Here is a 17,833-nt window from a genome sequence, read left to right on the forward strand (position 1 = left end):
GTTGGCTATTTGAGTAAAGGACATGGTATTATACACCATTTATATTTTCTGCCTATATCCAAATATCTGCTAAATACTTTACTATGCCAACGCTTATACATATAAATAAAGGCAGCTTTATTCCACCCCTTTTTATATGCTAAATGCTGAATTTCTGAAGCCGCGCCAGACTGCCGTAATATAGCAGGATATAGTTGCAAAACCTGCAGCTGCTTCGCCAGGCCAAACTCAAAGCTATAATAAAGCACATCTACAGCCAAAGCTGTATTCTGTAATAAAGGATATAAATCCCGCGCCGCCTGGCGAGAGATAATATATCCAACAGCGACATAATTACTTGAGCGACAGCGATATAGCTCATATTCCTCATTAATGCGCATTTCATGCCGTAGCAATACTTTTTTACAACCAATATCTAGCTTTACCAAGGCAGTATTTGCTGGAATCCAACTGGAATCTTGCAAAAATTGGGCAGCGTTTTTTGACAATAGCGCGTCATCCTCTAGCACCACCCCATATTCATCTGTACCATTTGCAATAAGCTCTAGCACTTTTGCATGGCTTAAATTACATGCCACCTCGTTCAAAATCTGGCACGTTACAGACGAAATATAAGCCTTTTTACAATCTTGCCGCGCTTTAAGCTCTGCCTCATCTAATTTGCTACCATCTATGGCTTCTACCCGCACAAATTCTAGCCCCAAATTCTGCATTTGCGCTTTAATAAGCCGTAATCTATCCTCAGAGCGGTTTAGATTTATCACATAGATTTGCATAATTTTCATCCAAATTAATCTTTGCCGCTAAATATAAAAGAGTGAGCCATTAATGTCTAGCCATAATATTTACTGGCGTTACAAGATCTTTGCTGCTATAATATGGCCAAGGAGGCTTGTATGGAAGAAAAGCAACGTATAGGTGCAGATGGCGGCATGGAATCTTCCTTTGGCTTTAGCGATGTTGAACCAGATGCTAAACAACAAAAAGTCAACCAGGTTTTCCATTCCGTAGCAAAAAAATACGATTTAATGAATGATTTTATGTCTGCTGGCATGCATCGTTTGTGGAAAGACGCGCTGATTAGTCGCCTGAACCCAGCACGACACACGCCCTGGCGCCTGCTAGATGTAGCTGGCGGTACCGCCGACATCGCCTTTAGAGCGCTTAAAGCTGGCAGAGGCAACGAGCAAATAAAAATCTGCCTGGTCGACATCAATAGCTCGATGCTAGAGGTGGGGCGCGAGCGCGCACAAGCAAAAGGCTATAGCGAATATATCGAGTTTATTGAAGGTGATGCGCAAAAATTACCCTTTGAGGATAATAGTTTTGACGCCTATACCATTAGCTTTGGCATACGTAATGTACCGCATATCGACCAAGCTCTGGCCGAGGCATATCGGGTGCTAAAACCCGGTGGGCATTTCTTGTGCTTGGAATTTTCGCAAATAGATTTGCCGCTGCTAGCCAAGCTTTATGATTTATGGTCGTTTTACGCCATACCTAATATGGGCGCTTTAATCGCTGGCGACAAAAGCTCGTATCAATATTTAATAGAATCTATCCGTAAATTTCCTGCCCAGGAAGATTTCAAGCTAATGATTGAACGTGCAGGCTTTGCCAAAGCAACTTATCGCAATCTTAGCGGCGGCATCGCTGCGATTCATGAAGGCTGGAAGCTGCCATAGATGTTTGCTTTATTTCGCCTAATCCATGCTGGCTTTATCTTTACCCGCTATGGCATAACGGCAAAGTTACTAGAAAATTTTGACTCTTCGCCTTGGCTAAAGCAATTTGTTAAATTATTCACTAGCAAAAAAACCATAGAACCACAGCAATTAGCCGCAGAAATAGACAGATTAGGCCCCTCTTATGTCAAGCTGGCGCAGTTTTTAGCCACCAGGCCAGATATTGTGGGGGCTACGCTGAGTAATTATTTAAGCCTGTTGCAAGACCGAGCGCAGCCATTTAGCCGCGCCGAAGCCTTATTGCAAATACAAAACAGCCTAAAGCTAAGCGCGACAGAATTGGCCGAAGCTTTGCCCGATTTCTCGCAGCCGATTGCCGCCGCTTCCATAGCGCAAGTGCATCAAGCAAAGAGCGCGGGCCAGCTATTAGCTATAAAGGTGCTGCGCCCTGGCATTAAGGCTCGCTTCGCCAAGGATTTGCGCAGTTTTTACCTAAGTGCGCGCTGGCAAGAGCGCTTGTTGAAAAAAGCCCGCCGCTTACGGCCAGTAGATGTTGTACAGTCACTTGAGCAAACCATTAAAATGGAAATGGATCTGCGGTTAGAAGCTGCTGCCATTGCAGAAATGGCCGAAAATACTAAAAACGACCTTAATTTTCGCGTGCCAAAGGTGAATTGGCAACTAACGGGCCGCGATGTATTGGCCATGGAGTGGATTGATGGTGTTAAGCTAAATGACCATGAGGGGCTAAAACAACTGGGGTTAGATGCAAAATTATTGGCAAAAAACCTAATGCAAAGCTTTCTTAAACATGCCATGTGGTATGGGTTTTTTCATGCCGACATGCATCCTGGCAATCTGTTTGTAGATAAAAATGGCGACATAATAGCCATAGATTTTGGCATTACCGGCCGGCTGGGCGATAAAGAGCGCTATTTTCTGGCCCAGATATTATATGGTTTTATCAAAAGAGACTATATGCGAGTGGCTCAAGCACATTTTGATGCTGGCTATGTGCCAAAACATCATAATGTGGCCGATTTTGCCCAGGCCAACCGTGCCATTGGCGAGCCTATCTATGGCCAAGACGCAAAAAACATCTCTATGGCCCGCTTGCTAGGCTTGCTTTTCGAGATTACCGAAATTTTTGACATGCAAACAAGGCCAGAATTACTGCTGCTACAAAAAAACCTTGTTGTGGTAGAGGGACTGGCGCGTGAGCTAGACCCGGATTTTAACATGTGGGAAACGGCAAAACCAATTGTAAAAAACTGGATGGCAAAAAATATGGGCCCACAAGCACTGCCAAAGCAATTACACAAGGCAGGCCTAAGCTTTGAGCGCTTTACTCATTACGGCACTGGGCTAATTGAGCAATGGCAAGCAACGCAAGAGCTAAATGCAAGCGCCGCAAAAGCCGGACGCCAACTCTATAAGAAATTAGCACGCATTGCTGGCTGGGCCGTATTGGCTTTTTGCTTACTCTGCATTACTTTAATTTATTTATTGTTGCGGAAATTAGGGTAAAAACATGCTGGCACAAAAAAATATCGGCTTAATAATTGGCGGTGGCATTGCAGCCTATAAGTCGCTAGATCTAATTCGCCGCTTAAAAGAACGCGGCGCTATAGTGCATGTAATCTTAACCCCAGCGGCGCAAAAATTCATAACCAGCCTTAGTGCAGCCGCGCTAAGCCATATGCCTGTATATGGCGCCTTATTCGAAGAGGGTGCAAAAGACGATATCAGCCATATTAAGCTTAGCTCAATGCTTGATTTGCTTATAGTCGCCCCGGCTACGGCCAATCGCTTAGCCAGCACCGCTACTGGATTGGCCCAAGATTTTGCTGGCACTGTATTGCTAGCTGCAACCTGCCCTATATTACTTGCCCCGGCGATGAATCCCCATATGTGGGCTAATCCCGCCATACAGCGCGCGGTAACCTTTCTGCGCCAAGATGGCTATGCATTTATCGGCCCAAATATTGGCGCCATGGCAGAAAAGAATCATCATGGCATCGGCCGCATGAGCGAAGCGCTAGAAATAGCAACCAAGGCCGAGGCTTTGCTAGCACCGCAACACACGGCCCTTGCTGGCAAAAAATTTATTATAACCACTGGCGCTACTATAGAGCCGATAGATCCGGTGCGTTACATCAGCAATCATTCCTCTGGCAAACAGGGCTTTGCCATAGCGCAAGGTTTGGCACAATATGGCGCGCAGATAGTAGTAATTTGTGGCGAAACAAAAAGCAAGCCACCCGAAAATCTGCAAATAGTCAAAGTACAAACCGCAGCCGAAATGCTACAAGCAGTACAAGCCCAGCTACCGGCCGATGGTGCAATTTTTGTAGCCGCTGTTTGTGATTGGCGCGCCGCAGAAATAGCACCGCAAAAGCTCAAAAAACTAGCCGAAGATAGCATGCAATTAACCCTGCAAAAAAATCCAGATATTTTGCAGACCATCGCTACAGCCGCAAATAGGCCTAAATTAGTTATAGGATTCGCTGCCGAGACAGAGAATCATATCGACTATGCCAAGGCAAAATTGCAAAAAAAACAAGCCGACGTCATAATAGCAAATAAGGTAAATGGCAAAGATTCCGCCTTTGGCAGCGAGTTCAATCAAATTACCCTAATAAGCAAAGACAAAGAAGAGCATTGGCCAAAATTAAGCAAGCAGCAAATAGGCCAAAAACTAGCCGAATATATTGCGACCAATTATTTTTGAGAAAAAACTCAACTCGCCCGACAAATAGGTACAGAATCCAGCCAAATTTCCTGTAGCTCAATAAAATCATCACCCCAGCGACTATTCAACACCGCTTTTTGCAAATCCCCGCCAAATTGCGAGCCCTTTTGTTCTATAATCAAACTAGCACAGATTGAAGCAAGCTTACCACTATTTTTTAAGCTTAAGCCAGCGTTAAAGCCAAATAGAAACCCAGCGGCAAAAACATCCCCCGCACCGGTAGTGTCTAGCACATTCGACACTGGCATCGCCGCTATATACTCCACGCCATCACGAGCAATCACCACCGAGCCCTTTTTGCCCATAGTTATGCAGGCAGCGCTGTTAACTGATTGTTGCAAACGCAAAATAATATCGTCAAATGATAGATCTGGATAAAGTTCCTGCGCTTCAATATCATTGCCCAGTAAAATATCTAGTTTTCCTTCATTCATAAGCTGCAAAAAATCTTGCCGAAACTCTATAGCGCAAGCAGGGTCGGAAAGAGACAAAGCTACCCTTACCCCATATTTACGAGCTATTTCTATGGCATGCAACGCGGCCTGCTTTGAGCACTCATCCTTCCACTGATAGCCCTCAATATAAACAATTTTGCTATGTTTAATTTTGTCATAATCAATATCGCTTTTGCTAAAATAGCTACCAGCCCCCAGATAAGTATTCATAGAACGCTCGCCATCTGGAGTATTAAAAATTAGGCATAGCGCGGTAGAAGGACCGTTTTTTAAGGGCTCTACCGAAAAATCAACCCCCAATTGATGTAAACTCTGTGCATATCTGTGGCCAATAGCGTCGTCGCCTATCTTGCCAAAAAATCCGGCCTTGCCACCCAAAAGCGCATAGGCGTGCACCGTATTAGGACCGCTACCCCCCATAACCTCTTGCGCATTATGCATAAAACTGTGTAAAAACTTTGCTCGCTCTTGATCTATCAACCTGCGGGAGCTTTTGCTGATATTATGCTGTTGCAAAAATTCTTCACTACAATCGCTTAATATATCTGCCATTGGCGTGCCCAGAACAATCAAGTCAACATTACGAACAGGGTGGATATCGCTAGGGGCCATGTGCCACGCTCCATGTTAGATTACCAAAATAAAACTATAACATAAGCCATTGATTTTTACCATAGGCTAACCTAATTATTAAGCATGATGCCTATTAATATCTTAAACTGTGCCCTGCGTGCTGTAGGCAAGCTGTTTAGCCCCGGCATGCGCAATATTTTTTGGCGCGTGCTCGCTATTACTATCTTGTGCTTGGCTGTTTGCTGGTTTTTATTCCGCCATATTTTTATGTTGTTTGCCATGCCATTTATTGCTGGGGCCTTTGCGCCGCTTTCACTAGCGGTGGGTTGGCTTAGCTTTTTGGCCGTATTATTTTTTAGCCTGGGGCTTAGTTTTGCCTTTTATTTTTTTCTTGCCCCGCTTACTGCTTTTGTAGGTAGCTTTTTTGCCGATGATGCCATTGCGGTAATAGAACAAGAAGATTACCCCGAGCTTGCCCCCGGCCGTGCTATGAACTGGCAAGAATCATTTAGCTTTAGCTTACGTTTTTTGGCCATTAGCATTATTGGCAATATTGCCGCTTTGATAATGTATTTCTTTACCCCTATTCATATTTTTAGCTTTTATATAGTCAATGGCTATATTTTGGGTCGCGCTTATTTCATTATCAATGCACAGCGCTTTCATAGCTATCAAGAGGCTACCGCCTTGTTTAACCAGCATTTAAGCACGATTTTTATCTGCGGGTTACTAATTGCCTTTATAAGCTCTATACCGCTGTTAAACCTAGTGGCGCCGCTTTTTGCTGCTAGCTTTATGGCATATATTTATAAAAATATTACAGAAGCTAGACGGCAAACGAAAAAAATTGTATAATAAACAGTAATGTGTTTATTAACAGCAATAAGGTGCCTCGATGAACTGGCTAACCAATTATGTCCGCCCCAAAATTAAATCTATGTTTACGAAACGAGACATGCCAGAAAATATGTGGATCAAAGATCCAGCTAGCGGCGAAATGGTCTTTCGTAAAGAAGTAGAAGACAACCAATTTGTCGTACCCAGCTCGGGCTTTCACCTGCCTATTAGCCCAGCATTGCGCCTGCAGCATTTTTTTGACAATGGCGCATATGAAGTACTGCCAAACCCCACAGTGCCCACCGACCCACTAAAATTCCGCGACGAAAAAAAATATATAGACCGGCTTAAAGCCTATCGCACCAAACTAGAAAAAGAAGATAATATCACCGCTGCTCTAGGGCAAATAGAAACCCTGCCCATAGTAGCTGTGGTGCAAGATTTCGCCTTTATGGGGGGGTCGCTAGGCCTTGCTACTGGCGAGGCAATTATAGCAGCTTTTGAAAAAGCAGCGGAGCTAAAGCGGCCCTTGGTATTTTTTGTAGCCTCTGGCGGCGCCCGTATGCAAGAGGGCATTTTTTCACTTATGCAAATGCCGCGTACCACCATCGCCGTGCAATTATTAAAAGAAGCTGGCCAGCCCTATATTGTAGTGCTAACCAACCCAACCACTGGCGGTGTTAGTGCTTCTTACGCTATGCTAGGCGATGTACATATTGCCGAGCCCGGCGCCATGATAGGCTTTGCTGGCCCACGGGTGATACAGCAAACCATACGGGAAAAACTGCCAGAGGGCTTCCAAAGTGCCGAATATTTACTAAAACACGGCATGGTGGATATGGTAGTGCCGCGTTATAACCTAAAAGAAACCATTGCGAGGCTCTTGCGGTTAATGCTAAAACAAGCTGCTTAAAGTAGCGCTAATGTGCCACGGCGATAAACTTGAAAAAATTATTAAGCAAATTTTACAAACCAGAACAGCTGGCTGGGATCTTTCGCTAGGCCGTATCAGCAAATTACTAAAAACCTTGGGCAATTGCCAAGAAAATTTGCCCCGCCCCATACATATTGCTGGCACAAATGGCAAGGGCTCAACAGCCAGCTTTTGCAGAGCTTTGTTAGAGTCCGCTGGCTATAGCACCCATGTCTTTAGCTCCCCGCATTTGGTAAGCTGGCGCGAGCGCTTTCGCCTAAATGGCAAATTGATTGAAACAGACCAGCTATGCGAATTGCTGCAAGAAGTCACAGCACAAGCCGAGCCAGATGTAACTCTGTTTGAAATTCTAACCGCCAGTGCCATGCTAGAATTCAGCCGAGTGCCAGCCGATGCTACGATTTTTGAAGTTGGCCTGGGTGGACGGCTAGACGCAACCAATGTCATACCCCATCCCGCATGCTGCATCATAACGCCAATAAGCTTTGACCATTGCACAATATTAGGCAGCGATATCGCAACAATAGCAGCTGAAAAAGCGGCAATTATCAAGCCAGGCTGCCAGCTTGTCGTTTCACAACAATTATTTCCAGCAGCATCAGAAGTAATAATGGCCCAAGCTGAGCAAGCAAGGGCAAAAACTAGTCTCTATGGCCAGGATTTTATGAGCTATAGCGAAAATGGTCAAATGATCTTTCAGAATCAGCATCGGCTGTTGCAATTGCCAAAACCCTGCCTGCCTGGCGAGCACCAGCTAGTAAATGCGGCTAGCGCAATTGAAGCAATTGACAAATTGGGGCTTGATATTACCGAAGCTAACATCGCCAAAGCTTTACGCAATAGCTATTGGCCAGGCCGGCTGCAAAGAATCAATAGTGGCAAATTATATGAAGAGTTAAATCGGCCAATCATCTGGCTTGATGGCGCGCATAATGCAGGCGGAGCCCAAGAGCTGAGCAATTTTTTTGCCCAGAAAAAGCAAAAAGTAATTCTGATAATGGGCATGCTAGATACCAAAGATTATAGCAATTTTCTACGCTGCTTCAAAGATATAGCAAAGCACAGCTATTTTGTACCAATAACAGACAGCCACAATGCTGTCTCGGCAACAACTCTATGCCAGGCCGCAGCATCAATCTTTTCTACCCCCTGCAGCGAGCTACCCAGCCTTGGGCAAGCACTCACACAAGCAGCGGCCCAAAGCAACGGCCAGGATAATATAATTGTTACCGGGTCATTGCATTTAGTAGGCGAATTTTTAAAGCTTAATAACACGCCGCCCTGGCTGTAATTATAGCAGCCCCTTTATCCAGGCCTCAAATTTAGATTTTGGCCCGCTGCCCACCATATTTGCTACAACTTTGCCGTCTTTAAACGCTATTAAAGCAGGTATAGAGCGAATGGCGTATTGGGTGGCTAATTGCGGATTTTCATCTATATTCACCTTGGCAATCTTTACCTGCCCGGCCATTTGCGTGGCCAATTCTTCTAAAATCGGGGCTATCATCTTGCACGGCCCACACCAAGGCGCCCAAAAATCTACCACCAAAAGCTGGCTGCTATCTGCTAAGGCCGCATCAAAATCTGCTGTTGATAATTTTTGTACCATGGCTATATCCTTTTTTCTAAATGTTGGCGTAGGGCATTATATAAAATATTCCTATCTAATTCAAAATATTTTAAATTCTTGGTATAAATCAATAAGGGCCTTATTGGTTGACTATAAATATTGTTGAGTAATTTATAATAAAGCGCCATTTGCACCAAATGTTCCGCCGCTATCTCATTTGTCTGCCGCGCTGGCCGCCCGGTTTTATAGTCAACAAAAATCACCTGATTCGACTGTATTAATAAACGATCAATCTGCCCGCTTACATTATATTCCTTGCCAGCCAGCTGAATTTGCCCCGCCAAGGCTATTTCGGCTCGTGCCTCTGGCGAAAATAAATCTTGCAAAAATTTGTCATTCAACAAAGCAAATACTCGATGCAAAATATAGGTTTTTTGGCTATTTTCAAGCTGTGGTCGATGGGCAGCCAAAAACTCCTGCGCCAATTGCTGCCGTTTTTCGCACGGGAATTGCGGTAGATATTGCAGCAATTTATGGGCTGCCAGGCCAACTTGCCGCGCTGTAGCACGCGTCATAACAGCAGGGGCAAAGCTTATCGGCGACAGATCTTTTGGCAATGCAGCACGGTCTTTTTCTACAAAAATCATAGCATCGCTAGCAATAAGCGGCTGTGGTACAACCAAGGGTGCAATGGCAACAGGCTGCCGCAATAGCGCCAGCTTCTGAGACAATGCTTGAGCAGACTCAACTTTAGCTTCCGTAGCTTGCTTTTTCATCATCACATCAGATTCAACCTCGCCAAACCGCCAAACCGCCAAGCTTTCGCCATTAGACAGCTTTAGCTCTGGCTGCGCTTTGGACTCTGCCAAAAGGCTAGTGCTTACCATATGGTGCCATCTTTGCTCATTGCTTTTGCCGGCTCCGCAAACAAATAAATATTCCCGCGCTCGCGTCATGGCAACATAGAGCAGCCGGCGATGCTCTTGCTCTTCTTCCGCTTTTTCTTGCTGCAGTATCTTCGCCAACAAATTAGTCTGATATTTCTTGCGTCCATACCAAATAGGCACAGAATTTTGCAGCATTTTAAAGCCAGCTTTGTTGGTGTTGCCCCCCCCTGCTATATCGGCTAGAAAGACTATCGGCGCCTCTAACCCCTTTGCTCCATGCACTGTTAAGAGACGCAGTTGGTTATTCGCGACTTCTTCACGTTTTAGCTCGATTTTTTCTGTTTCAAAAGCAGCCAAAAAACTCTGCAAGCCAGGAGCTATTTCATTTTGCAACTTTAGACTCAAGCGCAAAAACTCGTCTAACACTTCGCTAGCTTCAAAGCCAAGCCGCGCTATGATTTTCTTGCGCCCTTCATCTACCGTTAACACATGATTATAAAACTCAAATACGGGCAAGCTATAGGCCAATTTTTGATATTTAAGCAATAAGCTAACCATATCTTGCAAATCTGGCTGCGCTTGCAAGGCCTGCCAAAGCGTAGAATTATGCGCAATTTTATATTGACTAACCCGAAATAAATCCTGCTCGCTTAAGCCAAATAAAGGGCTTTTGAACAAGCCAGCCAGCGCTAAATCATCGCGCGATTGCAGGGCAAAACGCCCCAAGGCGCATAAATCGCGAATGGCTATATGATCGTCCAACCGCAATTTATCCAGACCTGCTACTGCTATACGCCGATTTTTTAATTCACGCAGCATATAGTCACAAAATGGTCCCACCCTATTGCGAACCAAAATTATAATATCCCCTGCGGTCGCGCTGCCACTAGCAATAAGCTGCTCGATACGGTTGGCTATTAACTCGCTTAATTGCTTGGCCTGAATAGTAGCATCTGTCAAGAGATCCTGGCTCTCATTCGCCTTGGCCACCAGATTTTCCCAAATTTCGACATAGCCAAGGCTTGAAGAGCGCACCGCTATATGTTGCGTTGGCATAAAGCTAAACACCCGGTCTACTGCTGTTAACACCGCTTGAGTAGAGCGAAAAGAATAGAGTAATTTGACATTGCTAAACGGCTTTTCGCTCTGGCGAGATTTTTTTTGAATTATCGCACCATTTTTAGCAAAATCCAGCAGAGCCGCACCCTGAAACCTATAGATAGACTGCTTTTCGTCACCCACGGCAAAGCTAGAGCGCATAGCAGTTTTTTGCCCCGCTCCCGCATAAAATTCGGCCATTAGCAATTGCACTATGCGCCATTGCACCGGGCTGGTATCTTGCGCCTCGTCTACTAAAATATGGTCTATCGCATTGTCTAGCTTATAATGCACCCAACTGGCTAGGTTTTGCCGCCGCAATAAAAAAGCCGTTTTGTACAGCAGGTCCGAAAATTCTAGCCAAGCGCGCTGCTGCTTAAACTGGGCATAATTCTGCAAAAATGCCGTTGTTACTACATATACAGCCTGGTTCAGCTCTAATAATTTCAGATCGCGATAGCGGTCCCTACAGACAACAGCTTTAGCACAAAGCTCCTCTAGCTCGGGTTGCTTAGTAAGCTTCTTAAATAATTCACCCTTACTGTTATAAAAAATACTCTCGATTATCGCCATTTTCTGCGGCAAACCCTCCGCCCCAGCCAGAGCTGCCAAAGATGGTACCAATTGCTGCATATTACTAAAATCCGCTATATCAGCCAGCAATTCTGCTTGATTCTTTTCTATCTTTAGCGCTGTTTGCAAAAATTCTTGAACGCCCATCCGCTGGGCCTTGCGCAAGGCAGGCCAGATCTGATAGTATTTTTCTGCCGCAGCGGTAAATAAGCTGCTAATGCCACTTTCGCCCAGCTCAGATAATAAATAGCGCAAAGCCTGCGCAACATCGCTAGTCCCCTCTGCCATGGCAGACTGCATCAACGCAAGCTGCGCTTGCTGCCTGGCCGTCGCCACCTGCTGCTTATCCATTAAACTAAAATGATATGGAATATTCGCCTCTAGGCAAAATTGATGCAGCAACAGGTCACAAAAACCATGTATGGTTTGTAACTTTAGTCCCCCCGGCGTGTCTTGCGCCCTAGCAAAAAGCTGCCGTGCTAGGGCAAGCTCTGCTGCACTTGGCTCGCGCCCCTCTATGGCCATAATTTCCTGCGCTAATTCGGCATTTGGCAAAATTGCCCAATTACCCAACCGCTCAAAGATACGTATCTTCATAACATTTGCTGCCGCTTTGGTATAAGTAAGGCACAGAATCTTGCTAGGTTCAACACCAGCTAGCAGCAGCCTTATCACCCGCAGGGTTAAAACATGCGTCTTGCCAGAGCCCGCATTGGCACTGACCCAGACGTTATAAAGCGGCTTGGTGGCTTGATTCGTAGCAGCAATAGCTTGAGGGGGGATTACTAATTCAGCCATTTATCTGGCCCATTCTTCATAACGCGAGAGATGATAAAATTCTGACCAATCTTTTTCGCGATTCGATAAGATGGTTTTATACGCAATATAGCTTTGCTCGATATTTTGATAGGAATCAATCAAATTTCCAGCATCATTCCAAGCTTTTTCGACTAATGGCTCTGCTTCGCCTGGTTTGCTAGTTTGCACTATCACCAAATCTTTAAAATCTTCCCGGTGCAAGCGCACATAGATGAGCTGCCCCAGTTCGCATTTATGCTCTAGGCCAAAGCCACCGCGCAGCAATAAGCCTGCCTCGAGCAAAAGCTGCAGATTCTCTAGATTCTCAATCGACTTTGAGGTGGGTAACTCGCCAGTTTTATAATCTATGATATCGGCAACTAACCTGCCATCTGACTCACGGCGAATATCAATGCGGTCGGCCCGCCCGTGAAGGGTGGCCCCTGTCTGCCCAATTGCAACCGGGTGACTAGCATGCTCTACATAGCTATGCAGAATTTTACGTTTTTTTTCAAACTCCATATAATGCATCGTCGTTTGCTCAAAGTCACATCGCCACATTAGCTCTGTATCTGATGGTAAAGCCAGAGCGGCAAATTCCTGATTCGCAATTTGCTCTAACTCTTCAATATTTAAACGATCTTCTTGCCCGCCTATGAATTTTGCCAATATCTCATGGTACAGACTGCCTTTTTCCCGATATTGAGCCTCGCGCACCAAGGGCTGCAGCGCACGTAACCGCAATATTTTTTTAGCATAAATACTATAGGGGTCACTTTGCAGCCGGGCAATATCGCTGATGCTAAAGCGCTGCGGGCGCAAATCCAGCGGCGGCTTTGGTGCTGGCCGCTGTATTGGCTGGCTCGGCGGTGCTTCGTCTAGTCTTGAAGCCAATTGCAGATATTCGGCACCGCGCTGCAATAATTGGCCCGACAAATCTGGCCCGATTATTATTTGCAGGCGCTGCAACCAACGCGAGGCTACTTGAGCCTCGCCATCAACATTCATGCTACGCGTCAAAATCAGCTTTGGCGCGCCAAATAGCATCTGTAAATCTAAAGCAGTGGCGCCAATGGCCGCCTCTGGCGGCGCCAGACCCAGCCGCACGCTCATTAACCGCGACATAAAGGGCGAAGTAGCAGGAATTTTGGGCAAACTACCTTCATTCAACCCGCCTATTATCAGCAAATCTGCATATTGCAATCGCGCCTCTAGCATACCCCAAATATAAATATTGCTCTGGGCTGGATTGGGCTCGATATTTACATTAGCCGCTAGGGCGGTAAGGATTTGCGCAAAATCTTTACCTGCAAAATAGTAATCCACACCACTATCGGCAATTTCCTGAAAAAAATTGATAATACCGCGCCCTGCCGTGCCTTCATATAAATGAGCTATCGAACCGTCATTCTGCCGGCCAAAATTTTCAAAGCAACTTAGCAAAGCCGCACAAGCTTGGCTAAGGCTTATTGATTCGGCGGCCAAAATATTTCTTAAAGGCGCAATGGCATTGTCGATTCGGCTAACTAATTGCTGTAATTTTTGCGCTATTTCCTCATTATAATCTAAATTTTCGCCTGATTCTTGGTCTAGCCATTGGCTATGCATTTGCTGCTCTAGCCGCGCTAACTCCAACAGAGAAAAGCGCAGAACAGCCCCGCGCAGACGATAAACCTCATATAGCTCTACCAATTCTCGCAATTGCGCAGCTGTATAGCCGAGACGTGCCAAAACATGCTTAAGCACAGACAGTAAAATATTTATATCATTGCTGGCGCAGCTCTGTAGAATCAGCTGCATCAGCTGCATTTGCGGCAGCGATAGCAGCGGCTGCTGGCCCGAATCATTCGCCTTAATGCCAAAGCGCGCCAACTCGCTACTAACCCGGCGCGCCAAATTTCTGTCGCCAGTAACAAAAGCTGCGGTTTTTTCTGGCTGTTGCGCAGCGATTCTTAAGCCTATGGCAATGGCTGTTGCTTCTTCTTGTGCGGAATGCGCCTCTACCAAGGCAACATCGGCAAAAGCTTGGGCCATATGCTCGCGCGGTAAATCTGCCCATTCCATTGACGCACTGGCTGGCATAAAAGCTTTTGCTATATAAAACTCTCTGTGACGCAGCTGTGACGCTGCTTGGCCTATATATTTTACTTCTGAGCGCTGAATTTTCAATCTTTTTAACAAATGATAATAATGAAACTGCGCTTGACTATATAGAGTGGGGTTATTTTTATAATCGGCAAAAGATTCCCATATTTGCGGGCTTAAATCGCGATCTAAGCCGGGCAAGATTATGGCACCATTTTTACTCTCTGCAATAGCCTCTAGCAGCAACGCCACGCTAGGTACAGCGCCGCTAGAGCCCAGTGCAATTATCGGTGTTTGCTGCTGCCTTACCAATTGCGCTTTATTATAAAATTGCAGCCACCTTGCGGCGCCAATATCTAAATTTTGCTTTGAGCGTAAAATCTCTGGCCAATATTGCGTTACGATTTTTAAAAAATCATGGCTCAGCAACCACCATTCGCTTAAATTGGCAGCCAGATCCTGGCCCAATTTTTCTAGCTCTTGCCAATCTATGGCATATAAAGCGGCCTCATCTATCAATTGCGCCAATTCATGCGCCAGCCAAATCGGATTCGCCGCATTAAGCCCCGGATAAAGGCTGGCTTGTTGCCATTGCTGCACCAGCTGTGCCAGCAGCAAAATACGCGCCGTAGCGTTGATGATTGGCTGGTTAGCTTGTTGCCGTGCCGCATCATCTAAAATGCCATAACTGGCCAAATTATCTATTTCGGAAAAAGAGTTAATTTGGGGCAAAATCACCGTGCGCTGCGCATATTGCAAAAAGCACTGCTTGAGACTACGTGCCGCACGCTTTGTTGGCACCAGAATCTCTAACCTGCTTAAATCTTGCAGATTTAACTGGGGCAAAATTTCGCCCTGATATAGGCTAGATACAAAATTTTCTAAAAAATTAACCCCAGAAGCGCAGGAAAAAATATTTGCTTTAACTCTCATAATTGCTTAATGCCTGTATCAAGGCCGCACTACCAGAAGCATGCAATTTGCGCTTTTGTGTTGCCGCTGTGAAGGTAAACTCAAGCTCTAGCTCTGCCTTGCGCAATTGCTGTGCTGCCACTTGCGGCCATTCTACAAAATAAATAGCAGATTCTGCATTATTGCTCAAGCTAGAAGCGATTATTGGTTCTAAACCCAGCTCAAAAATCTCTTGCGCTTGGCCAAGACGATATAAATCGCAGTGATGAATAGCTATGGAGTTTTGGCCAATGTAAGACTGCACTAGCGTAAAACTGGGGCTAGGTACTTCTAGCTCTGGATCGGCGACCAGGGCTCGTATAGCAGCTCGTGCAAAGTGAGATTTACCCGTGCCTAACTCGCCGCAAAGACTAATAAATTCGCCGCCTTGCAGCGCGCCAGCTAGGGCTATCGCCATGGCGGTGGTTTGCTCTGCGCTGATTAAGGTAAAGCTTTTTCTATGCATCATGCTTTTTTAAGGGCACCTGCGCTGTTATAATGCTTTGGCCAGTGGCTTGCTTAAAGCTAATTTTACCCTTTAATAGCTCTAGCAAGCTGCGCGCTAAAGACAAATCAATACGGCTAAACGGGGCTGCATCCTCGACATTAAAAGGCAATGCGGCACTAGTATAAAAAGTAAAACTCCATGACGAATCATGGGCCATAATTTTTACCTTAATCTGCTCGCCGCTTGGCGCATAAAGCGAGATATAGCGCAAAATACTAGTTAACAACTGTGTTAGCCGCTTGGCGTCGCCATAAAAACGATGTGGTAATTGCGGCAGTTCAAAATCACAGCTCAGCGAATTCGAAGCCAAACGCTGCCCGGCCTTTTCTTGCGCCGCATGGCAAATAAGCGCAATATCCAAAGCCTCATTCTCTAACTTAATAGTACCATCATTTAAATTCACCAAATCTATCGTGTCATCCAAGGTTACCTGCAGGCGTCCCGCTTCAAACTCAACATCATCTAGATATTGTTGTTGGTCTAGGGCCAAGCCATTAACTCCCTTGAGCTTAATCAATTGCGTAAAGCCGATGATACTCGTAAGCGGCGTGCGTAATTCATAGCCCATATAATGCACAAAATCGCTGCGTATTTTATCGAGCTTTAGCAAAACATCATTTCTGTCCGACAAAGCCCGCGCCACACGCATCTTTGCTGTAACATCAACAAAGCGCAGCATGCTTTGGCCTAGCGGCAATGGGCAAATTGAATATTCTAACACATCGCCATTTTTTAAATCTAGCTGACCGCGTTGCAAAATACGGCTGGTTGGCATCGTGGCCAGGCCGCTGATTAAGCGGGGCAAGCTGTACACCGCTTCTTTAGTTAGGGCTTTTGCATAAACTGGCTCTAAATCATTAATATGCAAGCCCTGCATGCCATAGCGTAAATCGAGCCCCCATAATTTGGTAAAAGCAGGATTTGAAAGCACAATTCGGCCATCTTCGCCAAAGAGAGCAACACCCTCTAGCAGATTATCCAAGGTTTCGCCTTGGCGTCTAATCAGCCCGTCATAGCGAGCTTGTAGCTCTAGCTGGCTAGTTAAATTTTCTAGAATCCAACAGGTGCCGCCCAAACCCTGGGGCTGCGCTGTGATTTGTATTTTTTTACCATTTGGCAGATTCCACATATGATGCTGCATATCTAGTGAATGATAGCAACTCAGCAGCTCTTCTTGCCAGCTTTGCCAATTTTCTATTGGCGCTAGCTGGTTATGGTCACGCAAATATTCCAAAATTTTGCTATGCGAAGGTTTGCTTTCTAAAAAGGTGATTTCAAAGTCAAATAATTGCACAAAGGATTGGTTAAAAAATATCAATTTTTGCTGCCGATTAAACAAAGCAATGCCGCTGGGCAACAATTCCAAAACTTGGTGATAGCTTTCTTCTAATTCTTTAATCTGCGCCTCTAGCTCGCGCTGTGCACTAATGTCAAAAGCCGCGACTAAATTATATCGCTTATCTAGCTCGATTTTATGCAGGCTAACAGCTAAGCGTGCCCCGCCTAGGGTAACAATGGCGTGGCCCAGCTCTATTTGCTTGGGCGTAAAAATCGCCCGCATCTCACCCTGCATAGCGGCTTTATATGGCCGATTTGCATAAATCAACTCGTCAGATTCATTAAGAATATAGGCCAAGACTGGTAAATCATCTAATGCATCAAAAGAATCATCAACATTATGCAGCATTTCTAGCGCTAGCACAAAAGCTCGCCCGCCTTGAATACCGCCCTTTATACGCATTTGCTTATCTACAAGCCGCGCTGTTGTTTCAAATTCATACCCTGCCTCTAGCAACTGCTGCAATGGCTCTTTTACCAAAGCAGTATTTTGCATAATCTCAACCAGCTCTGTTGTTTGCCCAACCAAAGCTTGCGGTTTGGCCAAGACATGGTCAAAAACATACAGCTCGGCGCCTACTGCTTGCAATGCAGCGCGCCAATTACGCATGGATTTTTGTGCTATTTGCAACTGGCGCAAAAGATATAAGCTTACCCCTGCCAAAACTATAACGCCAATAAAGCCCACCAGCACAGCAAGCACGGCCTGTTGTGAATCTATATGCATTCAATTACCTCTATGCAAAAACTAGCATATAGCAATACTAGACGCAAGTATAAGCTTGCGTC

The 17,833-nt window shown here is 45.4% G+C and carries 13 protein-coding genes; 6 read left to right on the plus strand and 7 right to left on the minus strand.

All coding sequences use genetic code 11. The annotated features are described in order from the left end of the window. Positions 1–5: 5 nt before the first annotated feature. A complete protein-coding gene (locus tag QVL57_RS02430; protein WP_290077226.1) occupies positions 6–785 on the minus strand; it encodes a glycosyltransferase family 25 protein in 780 nt (259 codons plus the stop codon). Positions 786–896: 111 nt separating this feature from the next. Here QVL57_RS02430 and ubiE point away from each other — a divergent pair, with 111 nt between their 5' ends. The 3 genes from ubiE to coaBC are packed head-to-tail and all read left to right on the plus strand — an operon-like array spanning position 897 to position 4,416. Continuing rightward, positions 897–1,685: a bifunctional demethylmenaquinone methyltransferase/2-methoxy-6-polyprenyl-1,4-benzoquinol methylase UbiE gene (ubiE, locus tag QVL57_RS02435; protein WP_290077228.1), complete on the plus strand. Its 789-nt coding sequence runs from the start codon at positions 897–899 to the stop codon at positions 1,683–1,685. Then, positions 1,686–3,212 (plus strand): 2-polyprenylphenol 6-hydroxylase, encoded by a 1,527-nt coding sequence (gene ubiB, locus QVL57_RS02440; RefSeq protein ID WP_290077230.1) that lies wholly within the window; start codon positions 1,686–1,688, stop codon positions 3,210–3,212. Between the two features lie 4 nt (positions 3,213–3,216). Next, the gene (coaBC, locus tag QVL57_RS02445) at positions 3,217–4,416 is read left to right on the plus strand and encodes a bifunctional phosphopantothenoylcysteine decarboxylase/phosphopantothenate--cysteine ligase CoaBC (RefSeq protein ID WP_290077232.1); all 1,200 of its coding nucleotides are present in this window, start codon (positions 3,217–3,219) and stop codon (positions 4,414–4,416) included. An 8-nt stretch (positions 4,417–4,424) separates the two neighbouring features. Here the strand turns inward: coaBC and QVL57_RS02450 are convergent, their stop codons facing one another. Further along, the gene (locus tag QVL57_RS02450) at positions 4,425–5,504 is read right to left on the minus strand and encodes an adenosine kinase (RefSeq protein WP_290077234.1); all 1,080 of its coding nucleotides are present in this window, start codon (positions 5,502–5,504) and stop codon (positions 4,425–4,427) included. A gap of 84 nt (positions 5,505–5,588) precedes the next feature. Here QVL57_RS02450 and QVL57_RS02455 point away from each other — a divergent pair, with 84 nt between their 5' ends. The 3 genes from QVL57_RS02455 to QVL57_RS02465 are packed head-to-tail and all read left to right on the plus strand — an operon-like array spanning position 5,589 to position 8,527. Beyond that, positions 5,589–6,320, plus strand: a complete 732-nt coding sequence (locus QVL57_RS02455; protein WP_290077235.1) for a sulfate transporter family protein — start codon at positions 5,589–5,591, stop codon at positions 6,318–6,320. A 40-nt stretch (positions 6,321–6,360) separates the two neighbouring features. Beyond that, on the plus strand, positions 6,361–7,215 hold the full coding sequence (accD, locus tag QVL57_RS02460) for an acetyl-CoA carboxylase, carboxyltransferase subunit beta (protein ID WP_290077237.1): 855 nt from the start codon (positions 6,361–6,363) through the stop codon (positions 7,213–7,215). A 10-nt stretch (positions 7,216–7,225) separates the two neighbouring features. Next, a complete protein-coding gene (locus tag QVL57_RS02465) occupies positions 7,226–8,527 on the plus strand; it encodes a folylpolyglutamate synthase/dihydrofolate synthase family protein (protein WP_290077238.1) in 1,302 nt (433 codons plus the stop codon). Here the strand turns inward: QVL57_RS02465 and trxA are convergent, their stop codons facing one another. The 5 genes from trxA to QVL57_RS02490 are packed head-to-tail and all read right to left on the minus strand — an operon-like array spanning position 8,528 to position 17,771. Continuing rightward, the gene (gene trxA / locus QVL57_RS02470) at positions 8,528–8,851 is read right to left on the minus strand and encodes a thioredoxin (RefSeq protein WP_290077375.1); all 324 of its coding nucleotides are present in this window, start codon (positions 8,849–8,851) and stop codon (positions 8,528–8,530) included. Further along, a complete protein-coding gene (locus QVL57_RS02475; protein ID WP_290077240.1) occupies positions 8,848–12,162 on the minus strand; it encodes a UvrD-helicase domain-containing protein in 3,315 nt (1,104 codons plus the stop codon). Before QVL57_RS02475 ends, trxA begins: the two co-directional genes overlap by 4 nt. After that, the gene (gene addB / locus QVL57_RS02480; RefSeq protein ID WP_290077241.1) at positions 12,163–15,180 is read right to left on the minus strand and encodes a double-strand break repair protein AddB; all 3,018 of its coding nucleotides are present in this window, start codon (positions 15,178–15,180) and stop codon (positions 12,163–12,165) included. Further along, a complete protein-coding gene (gene tsaE, locus QVL57_RS02485; protein WP_290077243.1) occupies positions 15,170–15,667 on the minus strand; it encodes a tRNA (adenosine(37)-N6)-threonylcarbamoyltransferase complex ATPase subunit type 1 TsaE in 498 nt (165 codons plus the stop codon). The genes addB and tsaE overlap by 11 nt, the downstream gene beginning before the upstream one ends. After that, positions 15,657–17,771, minus strand: a complete 2,115-nt coding sequence (locus QVL57_RS02490) for a PAS domain-containing sensor histidine kinase (protein WP_290077244.1) — start codon at positions 17,769–17,771, stop codon at positions 15,657–15,659. Before QVL57_RS02490 ends, tsaE begins: the two co-directional genes overlap by 11 nt. Positions 17,772–17,833: the final 62 nt, after the last annotated feature.

The organism is Bartonella sp. TP, from assembly GCF_030406085.1.
Classification (GTDB): domain Bacteria; phylum Pseudomonadota; class Alphaproteobacteria; order Rhizobiales; family Rhizobiaceae; genus CALTWN01.

Excerpts from the sequence above, each read along its gene's own strand:
- QVL57_RS02455 (WP_290077235.1), top strand. The coding sequence starts at position 5,589 with ATGATGCCTATTAATATCTTAAACTGTGCCCTGCGTGCTGTAGGCAAG.
- QVL57_RS02475 (WP_290077240.1), bottom strand. The coding sequence starts at position 12,162 with ATGGCTGAATTAGTAATCCCCCCTCAAGCTATTGCTGCTACGAATCAA.
- QVL57_RS02465 (WP_290077238.1), top strand. The coding sequence starts at position 7,226 with ATGTGCCACGGCGATAAACTTGAAAAAATTATTAAGCAAATTTTACAA.
- QVL57_RS02490 (WP_290077244.1), bottom strand. The coding sequence starts at position 17,771 with ATGCATATAGATTCACAACAGGCCGTGCTTGCTGTGCTGGTGGGCTTT.
- ubiE (WP_290077228.1), top strand. The coding sequence starts at position 897 with ATGGAAGAAAAGCAACGTATAGGTGCAGATGGCGGCATGGAATCTTCC.
- QVL57_RS02430 (WP_290077226.1), bottom strand. The coding sequence starts at position 785 with ATGAAAATTATGCAAATCTATGTGATAAATCTAAACCGCTCTGAGGAT.
- addB (WP_290077241.1), bottom strand. The coding sequence starts at position 15,180 with ATGAGAGTTAAAGCAAATATTTTTTCCTGCGCTTCTGGGGTTAATTTT.
- ubiB (WP_290077230.1), top strand. The coding sequence starts at position 1,686 with ATGTTTGCTTTATTTCGCCTAATCCATGCTGGCTTTATCTTTACCCGC.
- accD (WP_290077237.1), top strand. The coding sequence starts at position 6,361 with ATGAACTGGCTAACCAATTATGTCCGCCCCAAAATTAAATCTATGTTT.
- QVL57_RS02450 (WP_290077234.1), bottom strand. The coding sequence starts at position 5,504 with ATGGCCCCTAGCGATATCCACCCTGTTCGTAATGTTGACTTGATTGTT.
- coaBC (WP_290077232.1), top strand. The coding sequence starts at position 3,217 with ATGCTGGCACAAAAAAATATCGGCTTAATAATTGGCGGTGGCATTGCA.
- tsaE (WP_290077243.1), bottom strand. The coding sequence starts at position 15,667 with ATGATGCATAGAAAAAGCTTTACCTTAATCAGCGCAGAGCAAACCACC.